The organism is Methanobrevibacter sp. UBA188, from assembly GCF_905234905.1.
In the GTDB taxonomy this organism is placed as follows: domain Archaea; phylum Methanobacteriota; class Methanobacteria; order Methanobacteriales; family Methanobacteriaceae; genus Methanocatella.
The window spans coordinates 1-25,231 of sequence record NZ_CAJOJM010000016.1 but is presented as its reverse complement, the minus strand read 5'-3'; the positions used below and the strand labels follow the sequence as shown (position 1 = coordinate 25,231).

The 25,231-nt window shown below is 32.2% G+C and carries 37 protein-coding genes; 6 read left to right on the top strand and 31 right to left on the bottom strand.

Translation table 11 applies throughout. The annotated features are described in order from the left end of the window. Positions 1–11: 11 nt before the first annotated feature. The 26 genes from QZ143_RS04920 to QZ143_RS04795 form a co-directional block, all read right to left on the bottom strand. Positions 12–449, bottom strand: a complete 438-nt coding sequence (locus tag QZ143_RS04920) for an uL15 family ribosomal protein (protein WP_292608578.1) — start codon at positions 447–449, stop codon at positions 12–14. A 14-nt stretch (positions 450–463) separates the two neighbouring features. After that, complete coding sequence (locus QZ143_RS04915; protein ID WP_292608573.1) at positions 464–922, bottom strand: 50S ribosomal protein L30; 459 nt, start codon at positions 920–922, stop codon at positions 464–466. Between the two features lie 12 nt (positions 923–934). Further along, positions 935–1,576, bottom strand: coding sequence for a 30S ribosomal protein S5 (rpsE, locus tag QZ143_RS04910; RefSeq protein WP_292608570.1), 642 nt, complete (start codon positions 1,574–1,576; stop codon positions 935–937). 2 nt (positions 1,577–1,578) lie between these two features. Beyond that, positions 1,579–2,160 (bottom strand): 50S ribosomal protein L18, encoded by a 582-nt coding sequence (locus tag QZ143_RS04905; RefSeq protein ID WP_292608567.1) that lies wholly within the window; start codon positions 2,158–2,160, stop codon positions 1,579–1,581. A gap of 2 nt (positions 2,161–2,162) precedes the next feature. Beyond that, positions 2,163–2,618 (bottom strand): 50S ribosomal protein L19e, encoded by a 456-nt coding sequence (locus tag QZ143_RS04900; protein WP_292608564.1) that lies wholly within the window; start codon positions 2,616–2,618, stop codon positions 2,163–2,165. Between the two features lie 130 nt (positions 2,619–2,748). Further along, a complete protein-coding gene (locus QZ143_RS04895; RefSeq protein ID WP_292608561.1) occupies positions 2,749–3,078 on the bottom strand; it encodes a 50S ribosomal protein L32e in 330 nt (109 codons plus the stop codon). Between the two features lie 14 nt (positions 3,079–3,092). Then, positions 3,093–3,629 (bottom strand): 50S ribosomal protein L6, encoded by a 537-nt coding sequence (locus QZ143_RS04890; RefSeq protein WP_292608558.1) that lies wholly within the window; start codon positions 3,627–3,629, stop codon positions 3,093–3,095. A gap of 8 nt (positions 3,630–3,637) precedes the next feature. Then, the gene (locus QZ143_RS04885) at positions 3,638–4,030 is read right to left on the bottom strand and encodes a 30S ribosomal protein S8 (RefSeq protein WP_292608555.1); all 393 of its coding nucleotides are present in this window, start codon (positions 4,028–4,030) and stop codon (positions 3,638–3,640) included. 11 nt (positions 4,031–4,041) lie between these two features. Then, entirely contained in the window at positions 4,042–4,185 is a 144-nt protein-coding gene (locus tag QZ143_RS04880) for a 30S ribosomal protein S14 (RefSeq protein ID WP_292608552.1), read from the bottom strand. 8 nt (positions 4,186–4,193) lie between these two features. After that, complete coding sequence (locus QZ143_RS04875) at positions 4,194–4,706, bottom strand: 50S ribosomal protein L5 (RefSeq protein WP_292608549.1); 513 nt, start codon at positions 4,704–4,706, stop codon at positions 4,194–4,196. Then, a complete protein-coding gene (locus QZ143_RS04870) occupies positions 4,703–5,431 on the bottom strand; it encodes a 30S ribosomal protein S4e (RefSeq protein ID WP_292881798.1) in 729 nt (242 codons plus the stop codon). Before QZ143_RS04870 ends, QZ143_RS04875 begins: the two co-directional genes overlap by 4 nt. Before the next feature lies 1 nt (position 5,432). Next, positions 5,433–5,783, bottom strand: coding sequence for a 50S ribosomal protein L24 (gene rplX, locus QZ143_RS04865; RefSeq protein ID WP_292608544.1), 351 nt, complete (start codon positions 5,781–5,783; stop codon positions 5,433–5,435). Positions 5,784–5,792: 9 nt separating this feature from the next. Beyond that, entirely contained in the window at positions 5,793–6,191 is a 399-nt protein-coding gene (locus tag QZ143_RS04860; protein ID WP_292608541.1) for a 50S ribosomal protein L14, read from the bottom strand. 5 nt (positions 6,192–6,196) lie between these two features. Then, positions 6,197–6,514 (bottom strand): 30S ribosomal protein S17, encoded by a 318-nt coding sequence (locus QZ143_RS04855; protein ID WP_292608539.1) that lies wholly within the window; start codon positions 6,512–6,514, stop codon positions 6,197–6,199. An 11-nt stretch (positions 6,515–6,525) separates the two neighbouring features. Beyond that, positions 6,526–6,804 (bottom strand): ribonuclease P protein subunit, encoded by a 279-nt coding sequence (locus QZ143_RS04850; RefSeq protein ID WP_292608536.1) that lies wholly within the window; start codon positions 6,802–6,804, stop codon positions 6,526–6,528. An 83-nt stretch (positions 6,805–6,887) separates the two neighbouring features. Beyond that, positions 6,888–7,226 (bottom strand): stress response translation initiation inhibitor YciH, encoded by a 339-nt coding sequence (gene yciH, locus QZ143_RS04845; RefSeq protein WP_292608534.1) that lies wholly within the window; start codon positions 7,224–7,226, stop codon positions 6,888–6,890. After that, complete coding sequence (gene rpmC / locus QZ143_RS04840; RefSeq protein ID WP_292746881.1) at positions 7,227–7,433, bottom strand: 50S ribosomal protein L29; 207 nt, start codon at positions 7,431–7,433, stop codon at positions 7,227–7,229. Positions 7,434–7,468: 35 nt separating this feature from the next. Beyond that, positions 7,469–8,224, bottom strand: coding sequence for a 30S ribosomal protein S3 (locus tag QZ143_RS04835; protein ID WP_292608530.1), 756 nt, complete (start codon positions 8,222–8,224; stop codon positions 7,469–7,471). Then, on the bottom strand, positions 8,224–8,688 hold the full coding sequence (locus tag QZ143_RS04830; RefSeq protein WP_292608527.1) for a 50S ribosomal protein L22: 465 nt from the start codon (positions 8,686–8,688) through the stop codon (positions 8,224–8,226). Before QZ143_RS04830 ends, QZ143_RS04835 begins: the two co-directional genes overlap by 1 nt. 12 nt (positions 8,689–8,700) lie before the next feature. Continuing rightward, the gene (rpsS, locus tag QZ143_RS04825; RefSeq protein ID WP_292608524.1) at positions 8,701–9,111 is read right to left on the bottom strand and encodes a 30S ribosomal protein S19; all 411 of its coding nucleotides are present in this window, start codon (positions 9,109–9,111) and stop codon (positions 8,701–8,703) included. Positions 9,112–9,126: 15 nt separating this feature from the next. After that, on the bottom strand, positions 9,127–9,852 hold the full coding sequence (locus tag QZ143_RS04820) for a 50S ribosomal protein L2 (RefSeq protein ID WP_116591338.1): 726 nt from the start codon (positions 9,850–9,852) through the stop codon (positions 9,127–9,129). A 12-nt stretch (positions 9,853–9,864) separates the two neighbouring features. Next, the gene (locus tag QZ143_RS04815) at positions 9,865–10,125 is read right to left on the bottom strand and encodes a 50S ribosomal protein L23 (RefSeq protein ID WP_292608517.1); all 261 of its coding nucleotides are present in this window, start codon (positions 10,123–10,125) and stop codon (positions 9,865–9,867) included. Positions 10,126–10,148: 23 nt separating this feature from the next. After that, entirely contained in the window at positions 10,149–10,913 is a 765-nt protein-coding gene (rpl4p, locus tag QZ143_RS04810) for a 50S ribosomal protein L4 (RefSeq protein ID WP_292608514.1), read from the bottom strand. A 2-nt stretch (positions 10,914–10,915) separates the two neighbouring features. Beyond that, positions 10,916–11,926, bottom strand: a complete 1,011-nt coding sequence (gene rpl3p, locus QZ143_RS04805; protein ID WP_292881794.1) for a 50S ribosomal protein L3 — start codon at positions 11,924–11,926, stop codon at positions 10,916–10,918. Positions 11,927–12,269: 343 nt separating this feature from the next. Further along, a complete protein-coding gene (locus QZ143_RS04800; RefSeq protein ID WP_292608508.1) occupies positions 12,270–13,097 on the bottom strand; it encodes a putative RNA uridine N3 methyltransferase in 828 nt (275 codons plus the stop codon). 246 nt (positions 13,098–13,343) lie between these two features. Then, on the bottom strand, positions 13,344–13,973 hold the full coding sequence (locus tag QZ143_RS04795; protein WP_292608505.1) for an METTL5 family protein: 630 nt from the start codon (positions 13,971–13,973) through the stop codon (positions 13,344–13,346). 73 nt (positions 13,974–14,046) lie between these two features. On the opposite strand from QZ143_RS04795, the gene QZ143_RS04790 reads away from it, so the two are divergent. Beyond that, complete coding sequence (locus QZ143_RS04790; protein ID WP_292608502.1) at positions 14,047–15,540, top strand: acetyl-CoA carboxylase biotin carboxylase subunit; 1,494 nt, start codon at positions 14,047–14,049, stop codon at positions 15,538–15,540. A gap of 15 nt (positions 15,541–15,555) precedes the next feature. After that, a complete protein-coding gene (locus QZ143_RS04785) occupies positions 15,556–16,473 on the top strand; it encodes a biotin--[acetyl-CoA-carboxylase] ligase (protein WP_292608500.1) in 918 nt (305 codons plus the stop codon). On the opposite strand, the gene QZ143_RS04780 is transcribed toward QZ143_RS04785, so the two are convergent. From QZ143_RS04780 to QZ143_RS04770, 3 genes are all read right to left on the bottom strand, one after another. After that, complete coding sequence (locus tag QZ143_RS04780) at positions 16,463–17,617, bottom strand: TIGR03576 family pyridoxal phosphate-dependent enzyme (RefSeq protein WP_292881791.1); 1,155 nt, start codon at positions 17,615–17,617, stop codon at positions 16,463–16,465. The two genes, QZ143_RS04785 and QZ143_RS04780, sit on opposite strands and share 11 nt — an antisense overlap. Further along, positions 17,618–17,947, bottom strand: coding sequence for a hypothetical protein (locus QZ143_RS04775; protein ID WP_292608493.1), 330 nt, complete (start codon positions 17,945–17,947; stop codon positions 17,618–17,620). It abuts the gene before it with no gap. A 104-nt stretch (positions 17,948–18,051) separates the two neighbouring features. Then, a complete protein-coding gene (locus QZ143_RS04770; protein ID WP_292608491.1) occupies positions 18,052–18,573 on the bottom strand; it encodes a FumA C-terminus/TtdB family hydratase beta subunit in 522 nt (173 codons plus the stop codon). Between the two features lie 559 nt (positions 18,574–19,132). Here QZ143_RS04770 and QZ143_RS04765 point away from each other — a divergent pair. Together QZ143_RS04765 and QZ143_RS04760 are read left to right on the top strand one after the other, a co-directional pair. Next, positions 19,133–19,585, top strand: a complete 453-nt coding sequence (locus QZ143_RS04765) for a DUF308 domain-containing protein (protein ID WP_292608487.1) — start codon at positions 19,133–19,135, stop codon at positions 19,583–19,585. A gap of 157 nt (positions 19,586–19,742) precedes the next feature. Beyond that, complete coding sequence (locus tag QZ143_RS04760) at positions 19,743–20,282, top strand: GNAT family N-acetyltransferase (protein WP_292608483.1); 540 nt, start codon at positions 19,743–19,745, stop codon at positions 20,280–20,282. 36 nt (positions 20,283–20,318) lie between these two features. On the opposite strand, the gene QZ143_RS04755 is transcribed toward QZ143_RS04760, so the two are convergent. Beyond that, positions 20,319–21,146: a DUF4013 domain-containing protein gene (locus tag QZ143_RS04755; protein ID WP_292881787.1), complete on the bottom strand. Its 828-nt coding sequence runs from the start codon at positions 21,144–21,146 to the stop codon at positions 20,319–20,321. 271 nt (positions 21,147–21,417) lie between these two features. Here QZ143_RS04755 and QZ143_RS04750 point away from each other — a divergent pair, with 271 nt between their 5' ends. Both QZ143_RS04750 and QZ143_RS04745 read left to right on the top strand, forming a co-directional pair. Beyond that, complete coding sequence (locus QZ143_RS04750) at positions 21,418–22,113, top strand: hypothetical protein (RefSeq protein WP_292881785.1); 696 nt, start codon at positions 21,418–21,420, stop codon at positions 22,111–22,113. A gap of 60 nt (positions 22,114–22,173) precedes the next feature. After that, positions 22,174–24,066 (top strand): phage holin family protein, encoded by a 1,893-nt coding sequence (locus QZ143_RS04745; protein ID WP_292881781.1) that lies wholly within the window; start codon positions 22,174–22,176, stop codon positions 24,064–24,066. Positions 24,067–24,205: 139 nt separating this feature from the next. Here the strand turns inward: QZ143_RS04745 and QZ143_RS04740 are convergent, their stop codons facing one another. Further along, a complete protein-coding gene (locus tag QZ143_RS04740; RefSeq protein ID WP_292881779.1) occupies positions 24,206–25,000 on the bottom strand; it encodes a hypothetical protein in 795 nt (264 codons plus the stop codon). Between the last annotated feature and the right edge of the window lie 231 nt (positions 25,001–25,231).

Here is a 25,231-nt window from a genome sequence, read left to right as displayed (position 1 = left end):
AAGAAAAAAAGCTATAATTCTATAGCTTCTCCTCCTACTTCTTCAATTTTTTCAATAGCGGAAGCTGAAAATTGTGGTGCTGAAATTTTGAAAGTTTTGGTTATTTTTCCTTTACCTAAAACTTTATCATAACCTAAATCAGTAACATCAATAACAATAGCGTCACCTTCTTTAGATGCTAATCCTTTAGCAATTAAATTTTCAGCTTGCTCTTCTAAATAAATTAGATTAACTGCGCTAATTTTTTTAATCATTTTTTGAGGTCTTTTAAAACCATGTTTACCAAAGTGGTCAGGGTCATGGATTACAGTCCAGGTCCAGTGTTGTTTGCCCATACCTGCTTTACCTTTTCCACCTTTGTTACCTGCACCTCTACGTTTTTTGGTACAGCCTCCACCGTTGGATCTAGAACCTCTTTGTTTGTTAATTTTACGTTTTGTTCTAATCATATTACACACCCGATTTAAAGCATTCTTATTGCAAGGTCTTTAATTTCTTCTCCCCTGTAACCTAAAGATCCACCTTCGTTAATGGATAAACGAATATCTTCATATCCTTTTCTTGGAGGGTGTAAACGGAATACAGGTTTAATACCGACATCAGCTAATTTTACTTCAGAATTAATTAAAGCTTCAGCTAATTCTGCAATGTTGTTATAATCAGAATTTTCTGCAACATACTCATCAGTAACTTTGTTGTTACCTGGGAGTCTACCTCTTTTAGCGATGATTTTAGCTAAAAGTTCAGCATCAATTTCTCCCCAAGTAATGTAATCCTTAGCTTTTTGAAGCATACCTTCGTAACTAGGATTTTCTTCAACTAAAACTGCATGGCTGATTCTGTTAAGTCTTAACATATCTAAGGTGTCTGCAACATTTTGAATAACACCAGTAGTTCCTCTAATTCTAATAACTAAAAACATAGTAATCACCAATTAGTAGTTAACTCCCATTTTTTTGAGGTCTTCTTTAGAAGCTTTAACATTACTTAATTCTTTTAAAGCGTCGAATACTGCATTAGCAAAGTTGACAGTAGTTTGAGTTTGACCGAAAGTTTGAGACCATACATCATGAATACCAGCAAGTTTTAAGATAGTTTTACCAACATCACCAACTACTAAACCTACACCTGCAGGAGCTGGCATTAAAGTAACACTTACACTACTGGTTTTACCTTGTACTTTGAAAGGTACGGTGTGTTCTCTTCCACAGACACAACCCCAGTCTCCACAACCTCTTCTAACTTTAATAATGTTATATTTAGCATTATCAACAGCTTTTCTGATTGCAGGACCAACCTCTTTAGCTTTACCTTGGCCTAAACCAACATATCCATCCTTGTTACCTACAGCAACAATTACTCTGAAATTAACTTTTCTACCAGATTTATGCATCCTTTGAACTAAGTTAACATCCATTACTTCTTCTTCTAAATCCGGAATTAAGGCATCGACTATTTCTAATTCCATGATTGGAAGACCTTTTTCAAAAATTTCATCGATATCAGTAATGGTACCGTCTTTAACTAATCTGCCCATTTTAGTTTTAGGTTCCCATTCATCAATATTAAAACTCATAGTTATTCCTCTGCCTCATCAATATTCTTAATAGTTTCATCAAAGTTTTCTGGTAAATCTACAGGATTGAGACCTCTTTCGAAATACTTTGAGAATTTTTTATTAACTTCGTCATCATCTAAAGATTCAGCGTAATTAGCAATATGTTCTCCTCTGATACGTTCATCTTCTGGGAAAATGAAATCTCCGTGAGGAACATCTAAACCAGCATCAACTGCACCTTTAAGAGCAGCGAATACTTTAGATCCTTTGATTGGTGATTTTAAACCAATGTCTAAAATTGCACTTTCTACACCGTTTGCTAATGCTCTTTTAGCACAAAGATATGCGGTTAAGTAGAAAGATGAAAGATTACCTGTGCTTCCTAAATATCCATATTTAGCTAATTGTTTACTTACAGCAGAAGCAACAGTGATGTCTCCTTCAGGAGCATAATTAATTACTTGAACAGTTGCATGAGAATTTGAAACTCTAACAACTAAACGGGATTTGTCATAGTCGACTAATTTTAATCTAGCTGCATAATCAGTTTTTCCTTCTCTTCTTCTTCTGAATGCTACTTTATAATTAGTTCCTTGTGCCATGCTTATTCCTCTCCTTTAATTAAATCATGGTCACGGGCGTAGTTTCTCATGTAAGATTTACTTCTAAATGCGCCACCCTTAGCCATTTTGTATAATTTACGATAGGTAGTAGCATCAATTACTTCTTCATCACGCATTTCTTTAAGGTCTTTTCTTAAAGCCCTGATAGTAGTCATCCATGCTTTTTTCTTAGGAGTACGTGCTTTTTTAGCCCCTTTTACGCTACCTCTACCTTTTCTTTTACCTTTTGCTTTTTGTTCTTTAATTTTTTTAGATCTGTAGCTACTAATACCTTTTTGAGGTTTTGCTTTAATAGCTCCATCATTAATTAACTGCTTTACACCTTCTCTAGTAATTGCCATAGATACTTCTTCTAATCTTTCTGGATCAATCCATACACGATTAAGACCTACTTTGAGTATACTAGCAGCTAATCTTTTTTGAGTTGTAAGATTCATGTATATAATCCTCCGTTTTCAGCATAGCTGATAAATTTAGATATTAATCTAAATTCCCTTATTTAATTTAAATAGTCAAATCAATTCAAATAAAACCCCGGAATTGATTTAACTTATAAATATGAATAATTTATTTATTTAAAACTTTAATTCCGAGTTCTGATGCTTTTTCTAACATCAAAGCTTTTTTCCTTTTACCGATAGAAGCACTTATTCTTGCAGCATCTGATGCTGGATCTAAGTCTTCTAATTCTTGCATATTGTGAACAAGAACATCATTATATCCTGAAGGGTGTAAGTCCCTTATTGCTCTAGGGGTTCTGTAACCAATAGCTGGCATGTCAGGTTTACCTGCTTCATATCTTCTCATTTTACTGGTTTTACCTCTAGGGCGTCTCCATTTGATTCCAAGTTTTTTATAACGAGCATATTCTTGTCTTTTAAATCTTTTGTTAGCCATTTAAATCACCAAATTTATTCTTTGCTAGTTAAGTATATTCCGTCTTGGAATACTCTAGGATCTCTTCCTTTAATTTTAGTTGCTTGTTCTAAGTTAGCCATAGTTTGACCAACATGTTCCTTATTAATACCTGTAATTGTTACCTCATCACCTTTAACTGCTACTTTAGCAGAACCTACTATTTTAGCAGTTCTTGGGTGTCTTTCCCCGAGGAAATTGTCAATTACTACTGTATCGTTTTGAACTTTTACTGTCATTGGAAAGTGAGCAAATACAATTTTCATGTGGTATGTAAAACCATCAGTGACACCAACAATCATATTGTTAATGTGTGCTCTTGTAGTTCCAATCATTGCTTTATCTTTCTTTTTTGGAAATGCTGTTTCTAAAACAACAACATCATCATCCTTTTTAATATTTACATTAGGATAAGTAAATTTTCTGGAGTCTTCTCCATTAGGTCCTTTTACAGAAACCTCATTATTTTCAATTATAACTTCAACGCCTTCAGGGACTTCAATTGTTTCCCTTATAGCTGCAGCTACTACCATTTTATCACCTAATACATGTAAGCCAACAAACGTCCACCAATTCCTAATTCTTTAGCCTCATAGTGAGTCATAATTCCTTTAGGAGTAGTGACAATTAAAATACCAAAGTTTTTTGCTGGCAAATATCTTTTTTCAAATTTCTCAAATTCATCTTTTTTAACAGCGTGACGAGGTTTGATAACACCACATTTGTTAATGTTACCTTTTAATTCAACTATGAATTTTCCTGCCCTGTTATCATCAACATATTCAAAATTACCAATATAATTCTCTTTTTGCATAGTGCTTAAAACTTGTCCAATTAATTTGGAAGCAGGAGAAATAACACAAGAGTCATTTACTTGCAATTCGTTATTTCTGATATTAGTTAAAGCATCAGCAAGAGGATCCATAAGACTCATAATTAAAACCTCTAATTATATTTTTTAAATCCCATTTTAGGAGCAACTTCCCTAAAACATTGTCTGCATAAATTTATTCCATATCTGCTGACCATAGCAGAATGGTCTCCACAACGACTACATTTTTTTGCAGCTTTTCCGTATTTTCTTGGCAAAATATCACCTATTCAGTTACATAATTAACTTTAAAGTTTTCTTCCATAAATTTCATAGTTTCTTCTTTAGAAATTCTATGTTTTTGAGGAACTTTCTTTTGTCTGATTTTTCTTCTTGCTATTCTGTAACCTGGTTTTTCAAAGGTAACAGATACGTTCATACCGAAGATACCGATATCAGGATTATATCTCATACCTGGAATATCAATGTGTTCTTTAATACCGAAAGAAAGGTTTCCTTGAGCATCAAATTGAGTAGGTTTGATATTTCTACTAATACCTTCTAAAACCATATCAATAGCTTTGTCAGCTTTTTCGCCACGTAAAGTTAATTTACATGCAATTGGTTGGCGTTTTCTAATTCCCCATTCAGGATTGGTAACTTTGGAATAGGTTTTTACAGGACTTTGGTCAAACATGCTTTCTAATAAAGTAATAGCACGTTCTAATCTTTCACCTGCTTCACCAACACCAATACTGACAGTAGCTTTTTCAATACGTACTTCGTTCATTGGGTTCATTTATTAACCTCCAATAAAGATATTGATGGTGCATCAGTACCAACAACAAATGCATAATCTTTTAAAGTTAAGAAATCATCTTTTGAACTATTTTCGATAATAATAGTATTTGGATTGGAAGATTTATTTTCAATAATTTCAGTTACGGTACCTAATTCACCGGTGTGTTTACCACCAGTAACAAGTACAGTAGCACCTTCTTGTAAAGGATATACTTCACCAATTTCTTGTTCAGGTACTTTTAAAGAAATTACATCTCCAACAGAGTATGCATCTTCATCAATGATAACATTTTTACCATCGTGAAGGTTTAATTGAGTTTTACCACCTTTAATGGTAGATTTATTAACAATTTTAGATAATTTAGCACTATTATCATCAATTAAATCTAATTGTAATCTTCCTTTTCTATCTAAAAGAACTCTGTAAGATTCACCAGTTTTTGGAATTTCAATGATATCCATGAAACCAACTGGGAATTTGTAATCTTTAACAACTCTTCCATCAACTAAAACATTACCAGAGTTGATAATTCTTTTAGCTTCTCTGGAGTTATCAGCTAATTTTAAAACATCTCTGATAACTAAAGTTAATGGAATAGAATCATTAATGGAATGTGAACCTGCAGAAGGTTTTACAGTCCAAGTGTCTTCTTTAGGATGAATAGGCCAAGATTTAGGTGCTTTATATCTTTTAAGATGTTTTCTAGATCCCATTTTAGCCATTTTAATTATCTCCTTTATTTTTAATTCTTCTATCGTCTTTTAAATCTGCATCAATAATTACTAAGTTAGATGGATCAACAGGAAGGAAAGTAGCAGTTCCATCAGGTTTTGATAAAGTAACGTCTTCAATAGTTACTTTGTAAGAAGTGTAATCTACACTAAGAACTTCTCCTTCATGTCCTTTAAAGTCTCCACGGACAACACTAACTTTATCTCCTGTTCTAATAGGTAAAGATCTTTTTCCTACTTTTGCCCTTAAATCTTTACTTAAAGAAGCACTTAAATGTTTTCCACGTGCGTGAGCAGGAGCATTGTAAAGAGCTTTTCTTTGTTTTCTTGGTTGTTTTGACATTTTTTCACCTTATACTAAAATACTTGCTGCACTACCAACACTAGGCCATCTGTCAGCTGCTTCTTTAGCAACAGGACCTCTAATTTCTGAACCTTTTAAGATTCCTTCAGGAGTAATGATTACAGCTGCATTATCTTCAAATTTAACACGAAGACCATCAGCACGTCTGTATTCTTTTTTCTGTCTAACTACTACTGCATTAACAACTTCTCTTCTCATGTCAGCAGTTCCTTTTTTAACTGAAGCAACAACTAAATCCCCGACACCAGCAACATCTAATCTTCTTCTTACACCTTTAAATCCTTTTACGGAAATAATTTCGATTTCACGTGCACCAGTGTTGTCAACACATTGTAAAGTTGCTCCAATTGGTAATGCTTTAGAAACATTTGAGGTTAATGGTTTCATAATATTTACTCTCCTTTAACTTCAACTAAAACAAAATGTTTAGTTTTACTCAATGGTCTGCATTCTGCAACTTTTACGGAATCTCCAACATTAACATTTAAACAATCAGGTTTGTGAACGTTAATTTTGGATTTCCTTTTTTCATATCTTTCATATTTTCTAATGAATTTGTAGTAACTACGTTCAACAGTAATAGTCCTTTCCGCTTTATTACTTACAACAACACCTTCTAAAACTTGACCTCTTACAGGTAAAGTTCCGTGGAAAGGGCAGTTAGGATCATCACATGTAGTTTCTGGTTCTTGAACATTAAGCCCAACCATATTATCACCATTTATATTTTTTTAAATCTTTTTTTTATTCTATCTTCAGGACGAATTGATAAAATTGTACCATTAATTTCTATTTTTTCCCCGTTTGGAAGTTCAAACACAAAAATTGAACCTTTTTTTGGAATAATCTTTTCAGCCTTATTCTCATCCTCAATTTTAATGGTATTCTTAGTTTCATCAATAATTGTTCCTATTAATTTAAGAGATGAATTCTTCTCACTGGTTGCCTGAACCCTCAATCCGATGAATTCATGGTGAACCAAATTTTTAGAAGTAATCATAATCCCATCTCTTAATGAAATATTTACAATAAATCATGCAGAAAATTACAAAATTTTATTGAAAAACATATCGAATAGATGAACTATCTCCTTTTTTTATTATTCTTCTTAGATTCACGAATTTCGATAGTATCAGATGAAAAACCCATATCAGATAAAACTTCTTTAACCTTAACTTTATGGTCACCTTGAAGTTCTATTTGGCCATTTTTAGCAGTCCCACCACAAGCACATTTAGCTTTGAGTGTTTTAGTGAGTTCTTTGATATCTATGTCATGTTCATCTATACCTTCGATAATTGTCATGAGTTTTCCGAATCTTCTTCTAACTGTAAAAACTTTTAGAGTCTGAACTTCACGTGCAATTTCTTCACAAACACAAAGTTCTTCAGGAAGCCCACATACATCACAGATTTTTGACATTTAATTCTCCTTTTGTTTTTCATTCAATATTGTAAGAACACGAGCAATTGTTCTTTTTAATTCTCTAATTTTTCCAGGGTTTTCAACAACCCCAGCAGCTGCACTTTTAGAAACATTTTTGGATAATTCAGTTCTGAGTTCAACTAATTTTTCTTGAATCTCATCAACTTCCATGTCCCAAATTTCTTTACTTCTTAAAATCGCCATTGTTCCAACTCTTTTGGATAATTAAATTTAAATATTTAACTATCATCTTCCTCTACTTCTTCAGCAGAATCTTCTTCAACAACTTCTTCTAATTCTTCGAGATCTTCAACTTCCTCAATAATCTCTTCTTCGATGATTTCTTCGGTTTCAACATCGATTTCTTCTTCAATAACTTCACCATCTTCTTCAATGATGACTTTTGGAGGAAGGATTTCAACAGAATCAGGTAATACAGTTTCTGGAGGCATAATTCTTACATAAATACCTAATACACCAGGTTTTAATTCAGCAGTAGCAAAACCTTCTTCAACTAATCTGATTGAAGGTTCTCCACATTTTTTAATGTATCCTTCAACAAATTTAGCTACAGCAGATCTAGAACCTCTGATTTTACCAGAAATAGTAACTTCTACACCTTGAGCTCCTGCACCCATAATTCTACGAATAGTGGAGTAAGCAACTCTTCTGAAGTGCATACCTCTTTGTAACATGTTAGAAATTTTATAAGCCATGATTTTAGGGTTGAGTTCAGGAACTTCAACTTCTTTAACTTCAATTTGAGGATTATCTAATCCAAATTCATTTTTAAGAGTGTTGGTAATAGTTCTTACGTTTTTTCCACCCCTACCAATTACCATACCAGGTCTTTCTGCGTAAACAATAACCATAGTACCTAAAGGTGTAATTTGAACTTCCATACCTCCGTATCCAGCTCTTTCAAGTTCTTTTTCTAAGTATTCGTCAATTCTAGTTCTTCTAAGGCCTTCTTGAACGAAATCTTTTTCTATCATTAGTTAGCCTCCTGTAATACAATTTGAATATGAGTAGTTGGGGTATTGAATGGAGTCATTCTTCCGAATGCTCTTGGAATGTAACCAGGAATTACAACACCTTTGTGGCTTGAGATATGTTCAATGAATAATTTTTCAGTGTCCATACCTTTGTACTCTGCATTAGCTTCAGCATTTTCTAAAACTTTTAAAATTTGTTCTGCAGCTTTTACAGGGTATCTACCGGAAGGCCATCCTTCTTGTCCTTTTCTGTGACCAACTTTTTTGTTGTGTCTTTTGAAAGGAACAGCTTTTTTCATACCAATAACATCTTCTAAGTAAGCTTTAGCTTTAACTACTTCCATTCCTCTGATTGCACTGCAAATTTCAACACTGTGTTTTGGAGAAATCTTAAGGGATTTAGCCATAGCACGTGCAGTTTTTGCTTCATCAACTTCTTTATTATAAGCATATTTGTTAGCCATGTTTTAATCTCCTTATTTAAGTGGTACAAACATGGATGATCTAGTAGCACCCATACCAGGGTCACCGTGTTGAACTCTTTTTCTAGTTGGTGCGTATTCACCAAAGTAATGTCCAATCATTTCTGGTGCAATAGTAACTTCTACAAAATTTTGACCATCATAAATACCGAAAGTGGTTCCAACCATTTCAGGTATAACAATCATGTCTCTACAGTGGGTCCTGATTACAACAGGACGACCATCTTTAGTTCCTTCTTTATTTAATTTCCTCATTTTATCCAAAACAATTTGTTGTCTTGGTAAGAATCCTCTCTTTAAAGATCTTCTTTGTCTTGCAGGGAGTAATTCCATTACTTCCTCTAAAGACATAGCTTGTAATTCTTCAAGAGTATAACCTTTATATTTAAATACTTTTCTTGCCAATGAAACACCCTCTATCTATCTTTTTAAACCTGTTCTTTTAGCTGCAATTGAACCAACTTTTCTTCCTGGTGGTGCATGTCTTGAAACAGTGGTTGGACGACCAGGATGTTGTCTGTTACCTCCCCCGTGAGGGTGATCAACAGCATTCATTGCTACTCCTCTTACAGTCATGAATTTCTTACCTTTAGCTTTATAAGCATGCCATTTTTTACCAGCTTTAAGGAATGGTTTATCTTTTCTTCCTCCACCAGCTACTACACCAATACTAGCACGGCAGTTAGGATTTAAGTATTTTAATTCCCCGGATGGTAATTCAACAACAGTTTGATTAGCATCGTGAGTAACTACATTAGCATAAGTTCCAGAAGATCTTACAAAACGACCTCCATCTCCAGGAGTGTTTTCAATATCATAAATTGGGGTACCTTCAGGAATTTCAGCAAGTGGTAATGTATTACCGAATTTGATTGGTGCAGAAATACCACATTCAATTTCATCATCAACTTGAATGCTTTCAGGTGCTAAGATAAATTTCTTTTCACCATTTTCGAATTTTACTTCTGCAATAGGAGCAGTTCTTGCTGGGTCATGTACGATATCTATGACTTTTCCTTTGATACTGCCTTCTTTTTCTAAAGCATCGTAAGATCTGTATCTGATTTTATCTTTAAAACGGTGAGAAGCAACACGGTGTGCAGGAGTTCCTCTACCTCTTCTTTGATGAATTAATCGTTTTCCCATTATAATTCCTCCTTAGAATACTCCCATTCTGACAGCGAGTTCTTCTGCCATTTCTTCTTCAACAAGTTTAATATATGCTACTTTTATACCTTTTGGAGTGATATGAGTATTAATTTTTGCAACTTTTTCTTCATATAACTCTTCAAAAGCTCTTTTGATTTGGCTTTTGTTAGCTTTACGATTAACAACAAAAGTGATTTCATTGTTTAAATCGATTAAGTTCATGGTTTTTTCAGTAACATGAGGTTTAATAATAATTGAGTATGAATCCATAATAATCACCTATTTATCCAAAATTATTGGAATAAACCTCCTAACTTTTCAACAGCTGATTTGGTGTAAACAGTGAGTCTTCCTGGGTGAGTACCTGGTGCCAATAATTCAGCATTTAAGTTTTCAACCACAACGACATCTACACCAGCATGGTTTCTTGCACCTAAGGAAATACCTTTATCTTCACCGACAACAACAAGAGGTCCTTTTACTTTTTTGTATTTTCTTCCTCTAGTTTTTCCTCTACCAGCTCTGATTCTTTTACCTTCTTTAGCACGAATAACATCATCATATACGCCTAATTTTTCGAAGATTTCACGAGATTGTTTAGCAGTTTTAACAGCTTCAAGATCATCTTCAACAATAATAGGTACTTGTTCTAAATCTGCAACTTTGTGACCTCTGTTTTCAACAATCTCTTTATTGGTTGTTGCTGCAACAGCAGATCTGATAGCAAATCTTCTTTCTTTTATGTTGATTTTTTCATGATGATTTTTTTCAGCTCTAGTAGGATGTGCTTGTCTACCACCAATAGCCATTGGTACGAAAGCTGCTTTTGAACCATTTTTAATCCTTGGTACTCTTGCGGTACCTCTACCTGAACCCCATCCTTTTGCGGAAGTTCTTTTACCAGCCATTGGGTCATTACCCCATGGTTGTACTCTAGCAGATTGAGCAGAAAGTACAGCTCTTTTGATTAAATCTGGTCTGTATACTTCATCAAAAATAGCAGGAAGTTCCATTTCTTCTTTTACTTCCCCTTCAATAGAATAAACGTTAACTTTCATGATTATACCCCTTGTTTAGATTTTGTACTTATATAGTTTATTTGAGGTATATCCTCAGCTTTATTATTAGGTCTAATAGGTTGTCTTAAAATAACTAATCTTTTGGAAGGTCCTGGGAGGGATCCTTTTACTAAAACATAATCATTTTTGACAAGTCCGTATTTTACAAATCCACCATCTGGGTTGATTTGGTCAACTTCATCAGCTGATGCGATTTTTAAAATCCTTTTATTGAATTCAGTTCTTTTATGGTAACCCATTTGACCTGCTTGAGCTACAGTCCACATTGTTCTTCTTGGTGTCCAAGGACCAATAGAACCTACGTGTCTACCTTTACCTGCTCTTACAGCTTTACCATATTGAATTCTAATTCCCCATCTTTTTACTACACCTTGGAATCCTTTTCCTTTTGTAGTTGCAATTGCATCAACAAATTCTCCTTCATTGAAGATTTCGCTAGCTTTTACTTCATTACCTAATAATTCTAATGCAGTATTTAATTTTTCTTCAGGATTTGATCCTCCAATTCCACATTCGAATATGTCTGGTTTTTTCTTAGGTACGCTAGTTACTTTTGGATTTGTGTGTACTAAGACTCTAATTTCTTCTGTGTTTTCTAATGCACCTTGTATTTTTGCAATAGCTTCAGATTTATTGTATTCTTTAGGAAGAGAAATTTTCCTTGAAAGTTCTTGATCTAAATTGTCTGCAAGTACTTCGGTGATTACTTTCAAACCACGAGAAGTTTTTTCATAAGCTCTAATTCCCATTACTACGACCGGAGGCACTTCCAATACAGTTATTGGAGTGAAAACTTCCATACCATTGGTTGGAGAGTTTTTATCAGTATCAGTGACTAATGCGTGAGTCATACCGACTTTATAACCTGCGAGGCCGAGTAATTTTGGTTCATCAATTTGTGGCCAAGATTTTACTCTAGGAGTCTCTTTAGCTGCTCTTTTCCTTGGACTAAAAGCAACAGACCCTTTTCTTGGCTGGTGATGTCTTACCATTTAATTTAACCTCCTTAATTATAATTTTTTCCTTTATTTTTTAAATTATTTTAATTTTTTAAGCGAATAGCTAAACAAATAACTATTCTTAAAGTTTGACAAAATTATACAGAATATAATCTCATCGAATAATAAATAGCTGTAAAAATAATTACAACTAGATAAATATTAATTTCAATATATTCCATTGAGTCTAATTCAATTGAAGCACAATAAAGAATATATTCAATGTATAAATCATTCTGTGCTAAGTTTATTTCTAGGCAAGTCCTAAAAATATCAATGTATAAAAAGTTGAGCAAGTTATCTATCAGCGTGTAAACTAATAAATTTATAAAGAGAATTAAAATCTCATAAAGTTGAATAAAGAAAGTGTAGCGACAACTGCCTCTTCAGTTCTAACAGTTTCAGTTCCTTGATCTGGAATGGTATTTAATTTAATCAAATCCCAATTCTGACCGGAAACATCCTCTTGAATTGAAGAATAAGGGCCACCAAATAAAATAGCAATACTATTACATTCATCTACTTTATGTTTTAATTCATCAAAAATAGAATCAATATAATCTCCATATCTTGTAGTTTCAATTACAAGATTCGGTTTAATTAATTTTAAGCTATTTTTAAGACTCTTATTAGAGGAGATAACATTATATCCCCAGTAAACGTCATCTGGTTTATCAGGTGTGACTATTACTTCTTTCTTAGCAATTTTAGTAATCTTAAAGTCAAAAATTTTTTTAACTGAAAGTTGCTCTTTACAGAATGCAAGTTTATCCATACCTATATCAACAAAAGTTCCTTTCTTATTTCTCTTAACAGTGAAACCTTGTCTATAATCACCCACGTCTGGCTGACTATTAACAGGATGATGCGGAGTTCTAAGTGGTGGAAGAATACCAACATGCTTCAGTTCTGCCTTTATAGGAAATGCTTGCTTCCTCAAATATTGAGGAGTATTCATATAACTCAAAACTTCAGCAATAAACCTTCCATCATTCTCTCCATCTTCATTTTTAACATTGTCATCATTATAAATAACAACATTATCTGCTTGAAAAATCGCTAAAGCTCTACCTAAAATTCCCACCTTATAGGTACGAATTTTGAGATCTTTAGACTCAGAAAGAAATGAATTTGGAATAAATATAGATAGCTCATCTTTATACATTAGTATAAATTATACAATCTAAAGTATATAAAGATTACCCTACATTTATATAGCTATCACTAATAGACTTACACATTTACAAAAATATTATATCAATTATAATATCCGTAGCTTCTTTTTATGCTACCAACTTTTTTATACTCAGAGAATATATTAATATAAAATATATACTATCCACTATATAAAGGTATTGTTTTTTTGAGTAAAAATAAGAAAAAATAACAACATTATAAAATTTAAAATTAACTACAATGTTGCTCTCAGTACAATAACATCAATATTTTGATTTTCTTTGGTATGAAACTCATAAATCTTGGGAATTGGAAAATTATACCTGAAAATATGAGTTATATGAAAATTATTTTCCTGATAATAATTCAAGAGAAACTCTTCACTTGATGCCATATGAAAAGAGTATAACACATCAGGTTCAAGTTCAATGGCTTTTCTTACAAATTTCAGATCCTGACCTTTTTGAGCTTTTTTCTGGGATCCGAAAGGAGGATTTTGAAACACAGTATCAACATGAGAGCCATAATTAAAATCAACAATGTCGGTTTCTATGAAATTTAAATTATCAAGATTTAAATTATCTGAAACATCCCTAGCCAACTCGATTGAATCCTTGTCAATATCTACACCAACCGCCAACTTGGCACCCATTAAAGTCGATGCTATAGCAAATATTCCTGTGCCACAACCCAAATCAAGAACATTTTTACACTCAATGTCACCCAATGAATAGGCATTCCACACCAAATCAGCAGCAATAATTGATGGAGTAGTATACTGTTCAAGATTTACTTTAGGATTTGGATGAGAAGGAATATTTTGAAGTCTCATTTCTAAATGTTTTTTACGTGTAATTTTTTTCATCTAATCAACATATTTAATTATTATATTTTATATAATTATATTATTAAGAAAAAAAATTACTTCGAGGTTTCATATGTTTGAAAAAGTATTAATTGCAAATAGAGGAGAAATTGCAATAAGAGTCATGCGTGCTTGTCGTGAACTTGATATTGAAAGCGTAGCTATTTACTCTGATGCTGATGCAACTTCTCTTTACACAAACTATGCTGATGAAAGTTATCCTTTAGGTAATCCTTCACCGGCAAAATCTTATTTAAATATAGATAAAATCATTAACATTGCATTGGAATCTGGTGCAGATGCAATACATCCAGGTTATGGATTTTTAGCAGAAAATTCAAAATTTGGAGAAGAATGTGAAAAAAATGGAATAAAACTTATTGGTCCTAGTGGAGAAGTTATTAACCAAATGGGAGATAAAATCACCTCCAAAGCTTTGATGAAAAAAGCAGGAGTTCCAGTTATTGAAGGTACACCCGAAGGTGTTACAGACATTGAAGAGGCTAAAGAAATTGCTGCTCAAATTGGTTATCCTGTAATTGTAAAAGCTTCTGCAGGAGGTGGAGGTATTGGTATGCGTGCAGTTTATCAGGAAGACGAACTTGTACGTGCTATCGAATCCACACAATCTGTCGCATCAACCAACTTTGGTGATTCAACAGTATTTATTGAAAAATACCTTGAACAGCCTCGTCATATCGAATTCCAACTTTTAGCGGATGAACATGGAAATGCAATACATGTGGCAGATAGGGAATGTTCCATTCAAAGAAGACATCAAAAGCTTCTAGAAGAAGCTCCTTCCCCAATTATGACCGAAGAATTAAGGGAAGAAATGGGTGGAAGCGCTGTAAAAGCTGCAGAATATATTGGATATACAAGTGCAGGTACTGTTGAATTCCTGTATGATAATGGAGAATATTATTTCCTTGAAATGAATACTCGTATACAAGTAGAACACCCAATTACAGAGCTTGTTACCAATACAGATTTAATAAAGGAACAAATCAGAATAGCTGCAGGTGAAGAACTAAGCTATTCACAAAATGACATACAAGTAACAGGTCACGCTATAGAATGCCGTATTAATGCAGAAGACCCTCTTAATGATTTTGCACCTAATCCTGGAAAAATTACCGGATACCGATCTCCAGGTGGACCTGGTGTACGTTTAGACAGTGGAGTATATATGAATTATACCATCCCAACATTCTACGATTCAATGATTTCAAAATTGATAACATATGGAAGAAGCAGAACCGATGCAATTAACAGAATGAAAAGGGCATTAAGCGAATACATTATTTTAGGTGTTAAAACCACAATTCCATTCCATAAAGCTATTTTAAGAAATCCTAATTTCATTTCAGGAGATTTAAACACTCACTTTATTGACGAACACAAAAAAGGTATCGATAAAGAGATGGAGAATGTAATTGTTGAAGATGCTGAAATTGTAAACAAATTAAAATCCACCTTTATGCCTAGCAAAAAAATAGCTGCCATCTCAGCAGCTGTTGGTTCCTATCAAAATGTTGCTAGAAGTCAAAAAATGCAAAAAAAATAAATTGGAGATAATTAAATGCAAAAAGAAATTGTTAACTTATTAAAAAAAGAAAATAAACTTTCTGATGATACAATAAGTGAAATAAAAGACATTGATTTAAATGATTTTTCAAACATTGTAAAAGAACTTGGAAAAGAGGATACCTCCTACATTAAAGCATCTGAAATTTCAAAAGACCTGGATACTGAATACATTGGTAAAAATTTATATATCTACAATGAAGTTTTGTCAACAAATACTATTGCAAAATTCTTATCAATGAATGATGTTGAAAATGGAACTGTCATTATCTCCGAAAAACAAACCCAAGCAAAAGGAAGATCAGGTAAAGTTTGGGAATCTCCTTTAGGTGGAGTATGGTTATCAATCATATTAAAACCAAATGTAGACCATTCCAAATTACCTTTAATAACATTGGCTACCGGAGTGGCTGTTGCAAAAACTCTCGAAGAAATCGGTGTTGAAAACCCTGAAATCAAATGGCCAAATGACATCATAATTAATGATAAAAAGGTATGTGGAATATTGACTGAAGCCGTAGCTAAATTCAATACCATTGAAAGCGTTATTGTTGGAGTTGGTATTGACGCTAATCTTGATGTTGAACAATTCCCTGAAGAATTGCAAGAAGGAACAACAACACTGAAAGCGGAACTAAAAAGAGAAGGCAATGAAAATCATTTAATAAAACTATTCCTAGAAGAATTTGAAAAAATCATTGGACAATTTAACAATGAAGAATATGAAGACATCTTAAAAGAATGGAGAAAACGTTCATATTCAATTGGAAAAATTGTAGAAGTTAGAGAACCTTTCAATACTTATTATGATGCATATGTATTGGGTATTGGTAAAGAAGGAGCTCTTGTTGTTGAAAAAATTGATGGAACCTTAGAAAAAGTAATTTCTGGAGAATGTATAATCAAGAAATAAATACAATCTCCCTACATTCATCTTCATTTGAAACTGCTTTCTGTAGTTTCTTAAATGAAGATTCTATTTTTTTATTCAAATCATTTAAATTTAGTTTAAACGCATCTTCAGTTGATAGGTCAAATCTTATTGTTGCAGATGCACCGGGCATTGAAACTGCTGGAATAGTAATAATTCCATGGTCTCTTAATAAAATAAAAGAAAATACAAATGCCAAATCATCATCTGATAAATTATGTTTTATGTTAATCTCCTTGGACAAACCTTGAGGAGTTATCATCACTCCAGTAGGTGTCTTTTCGAAATTTTCAAAATTAGAATTCAGTAATTCAAATAATTCATCTTTTCTTTCAAGACTATTAATTAAATTATCTTCACTGAAATTTTTAATTCCATTTAACATAGCAAGAACAGCCGGAGGTTGCGCTTCAAGACCAAACTGATTTACCTTAACTTTTATTTCATCAATTAAATCTTCACAACCCGCCATAAGCCCCCCTCTTGGACCAGGCATTAATTTATCTGTGCTTGTAATGGCAATGTCTGCTCCCAAATCGCAAGCTTTTGCTTGGTTAAAAATAACGGTTCTTAACCTTGCACCAGATGCATCATCCACCATGACAGGAATATTTTTTTCGTGAGCCATTTCAATTACTTTTTTAAATTCATCTTCATCAATTACCTTATGATCCATTGTGGAACCTGTAATTACAACCAAAGATGTATTTTCAGGAATTGAAAACTCATCAAATTTATCAGTTTCTGAATAATTAGCCCCAACTAATGCACAGCTTCTCGGAATAGATGGGTGGGCAGGCAACTCTGCCAAATAATGAACTACATTAGAGTCTTTATTTACTATAGTTAAAATTGTAGCAAGAATTCCTGATGAAGTTCTATTTAGTGGGATGACCTTATCCCCACCCATATGTTCCACTCCAACCTTCTGAAGGGCCTCTTCAAAAATAGCCGGACCGACATAGGTTTCCAATAAACTAAGTTCTGAAGGACTGGCAATAAATCCCCCTGACAGTCCTGTCAAATCAAATAAAGAAGAACGACCAGCACTTCCAACTATATTTTTAATAATTGAAAGCGCATTTTCCCTCTTTTTAACTTCATCCAAAGAATTATTAACTATCATTTAATCAGAATCATCCAATTGCAATTTATAATCTTCAAAGAATTCGATGATGGATTTTAATTGTTTTTCAGTAATGTCAACAGAAGTATATTCTTCATCCTCTGGAATTTGATAGTAATACTCTGCAAATAAAACTTTACCTTCAGGACTTGTAAATATGGTTATACCATCAGTAAGTTTATCAGGATTCTTATTTTGGAATTCAATTTCAAAAGAAGTACCAAATTTTTGAGAAAACTTTTCTTTCTCTTCAGGTTCCCTATTACATTTCCTAATTTTTGTCATTCTAGATTTTAACTTTTTTTCTGCAAGTTCATCAATATCAGCCATAATAATCACTTCCTATTTTTTAATCTCAAAGTAGCCATTATTAAATTAATTAAATATACTTTACATAAAATTATATATAAGTATTCCCCATCAATCTTTAAAAATCAATCATACAGACTATTTCCCTCACTATCCATTGCAACTATAAGTGGGCCAAAATCTTTAACTTTTAAATTCCACATGGCTTCTGGCATTCCCAAATCCAACCAGTTCACACTTTCAATTTCTTCAACAGCATCAACATATAATGCAGCGCAACCACCAGTAGCTACAACATATAATGCCTTATTTCTAATTAACGCTTCTCTGACATTATCATCCATTCCACCTTTTCCTATGACAATTTTTGGACCCATATCCAAAACATCACTTTGATAAGGATTCATCCTCATTGATGTGGTGGGACCAATAGCCACCATTTTATACTTCCCATCTTCCTGAGTAATAATTGGGCCAGCATGGAAAAGAACAGCACCTTCAATATTTAACGGAGCTCCTCTTTCAAGCAACCTTTTATGAGCCTGATCACGAGCTGTTAATATATTTCCAGTCAAATAAACAACATCACCAGCTTTTAACTCATCCAAATTTTCATCTTTAATCGGAACATTTAACTTTCTTTCCATTTTTACACCTAGCAAGTAAAAATTATATTCATATTACAAAACTATGACTATATAAAATTTTAGATTTTAATATAATTAATAGTTATGAAAAACTAGATTTAACTTGAAAACCATTTTCATCACCACCCTTGTTTCCAAGCAAATAACATCAACATAATTAATAGTTATTTTTTTAGATTTAATTAAATGAACCAACTTTAACATTAACAATAATGATTCGAGAAACATATCCACTTTTAAAAAAATGGTGTATATGAAAGCACATTCTCTTAACAGATTAAATGTTTGGTATATTAATGCAGATATCATATCCCAAATAAAATGTTGAAATACTAAAACTACATACAAAATATGGTCATCTTAACATAACGGAATTATTAAAAAATCTTCAACTTCACTAATCATCACTTTCAATCCGAATCATGGAAAAAATATTTTCTTAATAAAAATTAAATAGTCTAAAGAAAATAATTAATAACATAAAAAAGCATACTGCTTTTTTGAATTTTTATATTTTTCACGGGAAAAGGTGAATATAACAAAATTTGGAGGAAAAAACATGGAGGCAAATAAAATATCCGGGATATTATCCATAATTTTAGGATTAATTTTTATAATTTTCCCAATTTTTAGTTCTGGAGTAGTATCCATTATTATTGGAATAAGTTTGTTATTCTTTGGTATAGCATTAGTATTAGCCGGATTTACAGCAAGCAATATCATTATTGGTATTCTGTCAATTATATTCGGACTGCTATTCATATTTAACATTGATGCATTATCATTCATTTTAGGATTACAATTCTATATTATTGGAATCATAATCCTTTTAGCTGGTATTCTTGGTCTATTTTCAGATACTCAAACATCAAAACTTGCTTCAGTATTGATGATAATTCTCGGTATAGTATCCTTTATTCTTGGAGGATTCTCACTTGGCCAACCGCTTTTCGCTGCAATTCTTATAGGCGTAGCTTTAATCATCCAAGGAATAAGATTATATCTAGAATAGTAAATTAATAAGCAATCTTTTGATTGCTTCTATTTTTATTTTTTTAAAATCTTTTTTTCTTTATTTTCAGAAATAAATTAAAAAACCAATTTTTTAACTCCGTGATTAATATAATGATTTGAAAAATTTTATACACCAAATATTAAAGGGAGAAACAATGGAATATTTGAATTTCAATCCCCAAATTCATGATATAACTAAAATTGCAACATTGAAATATAATGTAGACTTTAGAACATATGACAAACTTTTTTGTTCAAAAGAAAAAGCAATTGCTGCTCTTGAAAAAAATCTAAAAAAAGAAGAATGCATTAAGGTTATTTATGATAACGAAGACCTAATTGGAATGTTAGTCGCATATACTCATGACAACCAACCCACATTTCATTTCAGTTCCATTAAACTGTTAATTGTTGATATACTGGACTATTTCGTTATTTGTGACATTAAAAAAGATGATGTTTATATTGCAGAAATAGCTATCGATGAAAATCAAAGGTCAAAGGGTTATGGAACAAAAGTCATTAAAGATGTTATTGATTATGCTCAAAAAAAGGGATATAAAAGAGTTATCCTGGATGCTGATTTCAGAAATCCAAAAGCAAAGGCATTATATGAAAGGTTGGGATTTGAAGTCTACAATAAAAAATCTTTTTTAAAAAGAGGCATGTACAACATGGAATTTAAACTTCCCTAAATTTTCAAAAAAAAGAAAAAAGAATAGCTTAAAATATTAAGCTATATCAGAATATAATAATCCAACAGCTCTTTGAGCAAAGAATGCCAAGTATGGGGCGATTATAATTGAAAGAATTGATAAGATTGGTATAATGCTGAATAAAGCTGAAAAAATCATCTCAATAACTGCAACAATTATAATAACTAATAAGACTAAAATTATTACCTTACCGATACCAATTCTTCTTATGTCTTTTGCCGCTTCAAAAACATTTAAAGCCTCACTTAGACTACCAGTATTTGCTAATCTTGCTTCCGCCATAGTTTGTAGGAATGAGAAGATTACAAATACAACTACGGCAACAGTGATAGTTATTGTTAAAGAAAATAGCAAATTGACCAATGCCTGATATATTGCATCAAATGCAATAGCAGAAGAAGATCCCATATATGAATAGGTGGCCTGTAAATAAATTTCTTGAGCAACAATCATAGCATTACCGTAAACATTTGTAATGTATCCTACGATTAATGTAATAAAAGCAGGAATTACAAAGTAAACGATTGTGACAATGAAATTATTAAAACCTGTGATGAAATTTTCCCACCATTCAAATCCCGGAACTTCATCAGATCGTTCAATTCCAGATTTAATAACACTGATTAAATAACCATACATTACCCATCCAATTAACAAGGAAATAATGACGGCCATTCCACCCCACATAAAACATTCGGGGTTAACAAATCCTAAAACATAAACTACTGTTCCGAAAAAAGAAAATCCGGCAGCCACTAATGATAATAAAACATAAATTAATAATGTTTTCATGTCTTTTGATGGAAATACAAAAGCATCCTTAATTATTTCTATTACATCCATATTAACACCATTTAACTTATTTAATTAAACACTCAATAAGAGATATTAATAATTTATTTTAAAAGTAATATTTATAAGTTGGTTAAATTGAATGAATAATTTCTTAAATTTACTTATTTTCATTTAATTTTTATATATTATAAAACACTATCTTTAATATAACATAGGATTGTTTTATACATGTTTAAAATGATTATAATGTAGAATCAGTCAAAAGTTGGTTCTAGAAAAAATAACTTATTAGTCACTAAAAATAATGAAGGTATAATCGATGGATAACAAAAAAATAATAATTATAATTGGCATAATACTTTTAATCATTATAGCAGGTGTTATTATCGTAATGCTAACCTCAGTACAATATGAAAAAATTGATATAACACCAAATGGAACAACCATAGAAGTTCCTGCCAATCAAACCAAATATAACGGAAATGTCGAAGGTGCCAAAATATGGAATTGGAACAATGGAATATTGGTTACATACAATAGTCATGAGGACCAAAGTATAATCAAAGTAAGTGAATTAGGTTTCAATACCCTGAATAATCTAATAAAAAATGGGGAAAGGCAAGACATAGACGGTTTTACATGTTATGTAATAAATGCTGATCAATTATTAGAAATTCACATATTCGATATCATTAAGGTAAATTATAACGGCAAATTCTATTGCATTCCATTATCTAACGAAACTACTCACGACAACATCATAATCTGCTGCAACGACAAGAACATGGCAGTCCACATGGCAAAATCAGTACAGTACAAAAATGTTTTCCCAGAAAAAACAGATACCCTTTCCACCGTGAAAAACATGACTGGAAATTTACAATCAAAAGCAAACGATTATGCAAATAATACCAATTTAAGTAAGATTAAATCTACAATAGAAGAAGAAACTGGAGTTAAATTAGATGATGCTAAAAACAAAATAGAGCAATATACCGGAAAGTTACCCGTTTAATTCATATAAACTAACTGAAAAATTTAGAAAAATTAAAACAAAAAAGGAACAGGGATTAGTATGGAAATTTATAAAGAAAAACAAACCCCAAAAAGAAGTATAAAACGAAGTTTGATAGTATTTATTGGAAATGTCTTAGGAATTTATTTAATAAGTGTTTTAGGATTAGGAGCAGAAGTTAGTCAATTTGATGACATTATCTTTTTAGTACTATTCATTAGTTTAATTAATGCACTACTTTGGCCTATTTTAACAAGAATAGCAATGCCATTTCTAGTTTTAACCTTCGGTTTCGGAACACTAATATTAAACGGACTCCTACTTCAAATTTTCGCACCAATATTTGATATAGAAATTAAAGGTGCTGCAATGATTCTTGCCCCATTAGCCATGGCTGCTGTTACAACCATACTATCCTCCCTAATAACAATTAATGATGACAGTTCATATTACAGGTCTGTTTTAAGAGATGCTGAAAAGAAAAGAAAAAGCAATATTAAAGATTATCCTGGAGTAATTATTGTTGAAATTGATGGACTTGCCTACGAAGTTTTATGTGAAGCAGTCGAAAGAGGAGAAATGCCTACTGTTAAAAAAATGATTGAAAGTAAGGAATACAATCTTAGAATGTGGGAAACTGATCTATCTTCCCAAACTGGTGCCAGTCAAGCAGGAATCCTCCATGGAAATAATGAAGATATTGTTGCATTCAGATGGATAGAAAAGAACAATGATAATCAGATGATGCAATGTTCTGGAATAACTAAAGTACCTGAGTTAGAACATAGAATTTCAGATGGAAATGGATTGCTTGTTGATAATGGAGCAAGCAGATCAAATTTATTCTCAGGGGATACTGACAATGTAATATTTACATTCAGTAAGATAATGGACTTTAAAAAACTATACAATAAGGCATGGTATTCAGTGTTCTCCAATCCAAGCAATTTTGCACGTATAGTCGCTTTGTTTCTTGCAGACATAATACGTGAAATCTGGTCACAGATTGTACACTCAGTGAAAAACATCAGACCAAGAATAAAACGTGGAATAGTATACATCCCAACAAGAGCAGCTACAAACGTATTTATGAGAGAAATCAATACTTCAACATTAATCGGAGACATGATGATTGGAGATATTGATGTTGCATACTCAACATACTTGGGTTACGATGAAATAGCCCACCACTCAGGAGTTAGGGATAATGATGCATGGTTCGCTTTAAGAGAAATGGACAAACAAATCAAGCATTTAACTGATGCGAATAAATACTGTCCTAGAGACTATCAGTTTGTCATTCAATCAGACCATGGTCAAACAAACGGCGCTACATTTACCCAAAGATATGGAGAAACATTTGAAGATTTCGTCAAATCATTACTTCCTGAAGACATGACCATGTTTGCAAAAATGACCTCAAATGATGACCACTTTGCAGGAGACTATACTCCATTTTCAAGAAAAAATAAAAAAATTAAAAAAGAAAAAGAAGAACAACAGGAATTAAGTGACTCTGAAGTTATCGTATTAGCATCAGGTAATCTTGCAATGATTTATTTGACTCAATGGAGCCAAAGATTAACATACGAAGAACTCAATAACTTTTTCCCTGAATTGATTCCTGGTATCATAAACAATGAATATGTCGGTTTTATTTTAGTCAAATCTCAAGAACATGGTGATTTAGCTATTGGAAAAAATGGAACTTACTATCTTGACAGCGGTGAAATTGAAGGAGAAAACCCTCTTGAAGGATTTGGAAACAATATTGCAAGACATTTAAAAAGAACCAGTTCATTTGAACATACTCCAGACATCCTAGTTAACAGTTTTTATGATGAGGAAGCTAATGAGGTATGTGCTTTTGAGGAATTAGTTGGAAGCCACGGTGGAGCCGGCGGAGACCAAATCCAAACCGTTTATATTGTACCCTTCAAGCTGGAAGGTTAGCGATGAGGAAATCATCGGTGCTGAAAACATTTATAAGCTAATAAAAGAGAATTTAGCTGAATTAAAAAAATAATGCAGACATGTCTGTAAAAATATCAAAGAATAGAAAAAGGATATGGAACTATTGATAATCCATATCTTACTTATTATTTTTAATTAATGATTCTAATTCATCCAGACGTTTATTTAATTCATTTTCACGTTTTTTATAATGTCTTGATAAAATTGCAACCGTCAATGTTGCAGTACCAACACCAGATATTGTGTATCCTCCCCAAACTAAAAATATTGCAGTTAATTTACCAATACCTGTGTTTCCAAGTATTGCATAACCATTACTTGTAAATGCATTTGAAACCATAACCAATGAATTTAAAGGATCAACATTTTCTGCAAAACATGTAACAATAAAACTAACAAATATAATAGAGAACAATAATATAATAGTAATCCCAAGACTATTTGTCTCCGTATAATGCCTAAACTTACCATAATATACTTTAATTAAATAAGCATAAACAAGAACATGTATTGCATAAATCGGCAACAATACAATAGATTCATTAAAAGCAATGAGTGCTATAGATTCATAAGGTATTAACAGGAAAAATAATACTCTATTCTTCCAGGAACTATAATCCAAAGTAAAAGCAATATATAATGATACGAGCAGTTGTACAACAGCAACCCCCATAAAATCATTTCCAGGAACTACAATAATGTATAAAATGAAAACAAAGAAAATTAACATCATTACCAAGTAAAAAACTTGTCTTAATGTTTGAACTTCTTCTTCAGGAAAATATTCAAGCGGATTTAAAACCTTGCTTTTACTGTCCTTTAATTTTTTAAAAATTAATTTTCCGGCAACAAATAATGCACCAAAAATTAAAATTGCAATAACAAATTCATAAATAATCAAGAAAATATCCATAAGTATAATTTATCAATTCATATATTTAATTGTTAATTTTAACTTTATTGTGCAAGAATTCTCCGGCTTCTTTAAGTCGGGGATGAATTGCACATTTAGTGGGTTAGTGTCTATATTTTTTTATGTGGATGAGGTGGTGAGATTAGTTTTCAAATGCTCTCGGATAAATGCCATATAATATGTAGGTTTATAATATGTAATATAGAAAGATGGGGGAAAAACTTCAATAAG